The organism is Staphylococcus sp. EG-SA-2 (assembly GCF_017152085.1).
In genome coordinates this window covers 1-4,188 of sequence record NZ_JACYHC010000493.1, presented here as the reverse complement: position 1 = coordinate 4,188, position 4,188 = coordinate 1, and the positions used below count along the sequence as shown (strand labels likewise).

The window sequence follows — 4,188 nt, the reverse complement described above, 5'->3', positions numbered from 1 at the left end:
GACTATAATAAAGCTAAAGTTTATGGGTCAAAAACATTCGGCAAAGGTGTCGTACAAACTACAAGAGAGTTTAAGGATGGTTCATTGTTAAAATATACTGAAATGAAATGGTTAACGCCAGATGGTCATTATATTCACGGTAAGGGCATTAAACCAGACGTTACTATTGACACACCTAAATATCAATCTTTAAATGTCATTCCTAATACGAAAACATTTAAAGTTGGAGACGATGATAAAAATATTAAAACTATTAAAATTGGTTTATCAGCTTTAGGTTATAAAGTTGATAATGAATCAACGCAATTTGATCAAGCTTTAGAAAATCAAGTTAAAGCTTTCCAACAAGCGAATAAACTCGAGGTAACTGGTGAATTTAATAAAGAAACGAATAATAAATTTACTGAGTTATTAGTTGAAAAAGCTAATAAACATGATGATGTTCTCGATAAGTTGATTAATATTTTAAAATAAGCGATACACACTACTAAAATTGTATTATTATTATGTTAATGACACGCTTCCTAAATTTGCAAAGATAGCAATTTAGGAGGCGTGTTTATTTTTATTGACGTCTAACCCTAAAAGATATAAATTAGACATTTACAAATGATGTAAATAACGCAATTTCTATCATCGCTGTTAACAATTCATGCTTTAATATACTATGAGCATATACTTTTTAAATAGTATTATTCACTAGTTTTAACAATCGATTAATTGGTATATGATACTTTTATTGGTTATTTTCATCCCATAGTGTGATAATTACTATTTTTCATTCATAATAAAGGTTTAAAGCATGTTAATAGTGTGTAAGATTAACATGTACTGAAAAACATGTTTAACATAACGATATAAGGAGTGACGTACATGATCCGTCTAGGTAAAATGTCAGATTTAGATCAAATCTTAAATCTAGTAGAAGAAGCAAAAGAATTAATGAAAGAACACGACAACGAGCAATGGGACGATCAGTACCCACTTTTAGAACATTTTGAAGAAGATATTGCTAAAGATTATTTGTACGTATTAGAGGAAAATGACAAAATTTATGGCTTTATTGTTGTCGACCAAGACCAAGCAGAATGGTATGATGACATTGACTGGCCAGTAAATAGAGAAGGCGCCTTTGTTATTCATCGATTAACTGGTTCGAAAGAATATAAAGGAGCTGCTACAGAATTATTCAATTATGTTATTGATGTAGTTAAAGCACGTGGTGCAGAAGTTATTTTAACGGACACCTTTGCGTTAAACAAACCTGCACAAGGTTTATTTGCGAAATTTGGATTTCATAAGGTCGGTGAACAATTAATGGAATATCCGCCATATGATAAAGGTGAACCATTTTATGCATATTATAAAAATTTAAAAGAATAGAGGTAATATTAATGACGAAAATCGCATTTACCGGAGGGGGAACAGTTGGACACGTATCAGTAAATTTAAGTTTAATTCCAACTGCATTATCACAAGGTTATGAAGCGCTTTATATTGGTTCTAAAAATGGTATTGAAAGAGAAATGATTGAATCACAACTACCAGAAATTAAGTATTATCCTATTTCGAGTGGTAAATTAAGAAGATATATTTCTTTAGAAAATGCCAAAGACGTATTTAAAGTATTGAAAGGTATTCTTGATGCTCGTAAAGTTTTGAAAAAAGAAAAACCTGATCTATTATTTTCAAAAGGTGGATTTGTATCTGTGCCTGTTGTTATTGCAGCCAAATCATTAAATATACCAACTATTATTCATGAATCTGACTTAACACCAGGATTAGCGAATAAGATAGCACTTAAATTTGCCAAGAAAATATATACAACATTTGAAGAAACGCTAAACTACTTACCTAAAGAGAAAGCTGATTTTATTGGAGCAACAATTCGAGAAGATTTAAAAAATGGTAATGCACATAATGGTTATCAATTAACAGGCTTTAATGAAAATAAAAAAGTTTTACTTGTTATGGGTGGAAGCTTAGGAAGTAAAAAATTAAATAGCATTATTCGCGAAAACTTAGATGCATTATTACAACAATATCAAGTGATACATTTAACTGGTAAAGGATTAAAAGATGCTCAAGTTAAAAAATCAGGATATATACAATATGAATTTGTTAAAGAGGATTTAACAGATTTATTAGCAATTACGGACACAGTAATAAGTAGAGCAGGATCAAATGCGATTTATGAGTTCTTAACATTACGTATACCAATGTTATTAGTACCATTAGGTTTAGATCAATCCCGAGGCGACCAAATTGACAATGCAAATCATTTTGCTGATAAAGGTTATGCTAAAACGATTGATGAAGAACAATTAACAGCACAAATTTTATTACAAGAACTAAATGAAATGGAACAGGAAAGAACTCGAATTATCAATAATATGAAATCGTATGAACAAAGTTATACGAAAGAAGCTTTATTTGATAAGATGATTAAAGACGCATTGAATTAATGGGGGGTAATGCTTTATGAGTCAATGGAAACGTATCTCTTTGCTCATCGTTTTTGCATTGGTTTTTGGAATTATCGCGTTTTTCCACGAATCAAGACTAGGGAAATGGATTGATAATGAAGTTTATGAATTTATATATTCATCAGAGAGCTTTATTACGACATCTATCATGCTTGGGGCTACTAAAGTAGGTGAAGTCTGGGCAATGTTATGTATTTCATTACTTCTTGTGGCATATCTCATGTTAAAGCGCCACAAAATTGAAGCATTATTTTTTGCATTAACAATGGCACTATCTGGAATTTTGAATCCAGCATTAAAAAATATATTCGATAGAGAAAGACCTACATTGCTGCGTTTAATTGATATAACAGGATTTAGTTTTCCTAGCGGTCATGCTATGGGATCAACTGCATATTTTGGAAGTGGTATCTATCTATTAAATCGATTAAATCAAGGTAATTCAAAAGGTATTCTTATAGGGTTATGTGCAGCTATGATTTTATTGATTTCCATATCACGTGTATATCTAGGTGTACATTATCCAACAGATATTATTGCCGGCATTATTGGTGGCGTATTTTGCATTATTTTATCAACGTTATTACTTAGAAATAAATTAATAAATTAAATAGTAAAAAAACAAAAGCAGTAAACCTAAAGTGTCGTAAGGGTTTACTGCTTTTATAAAACGTTGTTATAACGTATATTGTCTTTTACGGGCATATAAAAGGGGAATATTTGAAAATGACCAATCCAACAAGAACGAAACGTTGTGGGGGGGATGTTCTATGTGGTATTGATAATCATTTTCAACTACTATTATACATTAGTGAGAATCATTGTCAATTAGAAACTAAAACTTTTTTTGAATATTTTTTAAGAATAGTAAATAAAACGCATGATTACGCTATTTTAGAAAATAAAAAAATTTGTATTTCTCATTAGAATTAGAATATTTAAAAGTTATGAGGTTTAAAAATTATATTGTTTACATACTCCTTTTGAATTTATACATTATGAAATGTTACTTCCAAGTTCAAAATCGCACATTGAAATGATGTGTGAAAATGTTTAAACTACGGTCATTTTGTGAAAATAAAGATAATAACTATTCATTTTACAATAGTGAAAAGTCAGTATATGACAACAATTAATATTGCGGTAAGGCCTTGTGTTACAGTATTCTATATTTAAGTACTGCAATCAGAATTAACAGAATGCCATTAACTGATTATTAAATATTTGAGTTAATAAATAATTAATGATTGTAGCTTGAAAAATTTAAAACATGGTTATTGATTTGTGATAAAATTTAAACGTAAACAAACTAATTTAAAAAGCAACTATTGTATAGAAAAATACAAAATTTAAAATATATTATCTTATTAGAAAAAGTCGTAATATGAGGTGTACAAATGACGCAAATTTTAATAGTAGAAGATGAACAAAACTTAGCAAGATTTCTTGAATTGGAACTCACACATGAAAATTACAATGTGGACACAGAGTATGATGGACAAGACGGTTTAGATAAAGCGCTTAGCCATTACTATGATTTAATCATATTAGATTTAATGTTGCCGTCAATTAATGGCTTAGAAATTTGTCGCAAAATTAGACAACAACAATCTACACCTATCATTATAATTACAGCGAAAAGTGATACGTATGACAAAGTTGCTGGGCTTGATTACGGTGCAGACGATTATATAGTTAAGCC

General features: G+C 29.7%; 5 protein-coding genes and 2 pseudogenes. All 7 read left to right on the top strand.

Annotated elements, in window-relative coordinates:
* Nucleotides 1-474, top strand: a 474-nt coding sequence (locus tag IDG60_RS07715) for a S41 family peptidase (protein WP_206160592.1), incomplete at its 5' end; no start/stop codon positions are given.
* Between the two features lie 399 nt (nt 475-873).
* Nucleotides 874-1,383: a GNAT family N-acetyltransferase gene (locus IDG60_RS07710; protein WP_000620194.1), complete on the top strand. Its 510-nt coding sequence runs from the start codon at nt 874-876 to the stop codon at nt 1,381-1,383.
* A gap of 11 nt (nt 1,384-1,394) precedes the next feature.
* On the top strand, nt 1,395-2,465 hold the full coding sequence (locus tag IDG60_RS07705; RefSeq protein WP_000160906.1) for an undecaprenyldiphospho-muramoylpentapeptide beta-N-acetylglucosaminyltransferase: 1,071 nt from the start codon (nt 1,395-1,397) through the stop codon (nt 2,463-2,465).
* A gap of 16 nt (nt 2,466-2,481) precedes the next feature.
* On the top strand, nt 2,482-3,096 hold the full coding sequence (locus IDG60_RS07700; protein ID WP_000084769.1) for a phosphatase PAP2 family protein: 615 nt from the start codon (nt 2,482-2,484) through the stop codon (nt 3,094-3,096).
* Between the two features lie 116 nt (nt 3,097-3,212).
* Nucleotides 3,213-3,413 carry a hypothetical protein gene (locus IDG60_RS07695; protein ID WP_000184336.1) on the top strand — a complete coding sequence of 67 codons (201 nt, stop codon included), beginning with the start codon at nt 3,213-3,215 and terminating at the stop codon, nt 3,411-3,413.
* A gap of 76 nt (nt 3,414-3,489) precedes the next feature.
* Nucleotides 3,490-3,622 (top strand): annotated as a pseudogene (locus IDG60_RS07690) (hypothetical protein).
* A gap of 261 nt (nt 3,623-3,883) precedes the next feature.
* Nucleotides 3,884-4,188: pseudogene (gene arlR, locus IDG60_RS07685) on the top strand (response regulator transcription factor ArlR); the annotation flags it as partial.

What these genes read in the sequence shown, in the direction of transcription:
- IDG60_RS07705 (WP_000160906.1), top strand. Translation starts at nt 1,395, where the DNA reads ATGACGAAAATCGCATTTACCGGAGGGGGAACAGTTGGACACGTATCA.
- IDG60_RS07695 (WP_000184336.1), top strand. Translation starts at nt 3,213, where the DNA reads ATGACCAATCCAACAAGAACGAAACGTTGTGGGGGGGATGTTCTATGT.
- IDG60_RS07710 (WP_000620194.1), top strand. Translation starts at nt 874, where the DNA reads ATGATCCGTCTAGGTAAAATGTCAGATTTAGATCAAATCTTAAATCTA.
- IDG60_RS07700 (WP_000084769.1), top strand. Translation starts at nt 2,482, where the DNA reads ATGAGTCAATGGAAACGTATCTCTTTGCTCATCGTTTTTGCATTGGTT.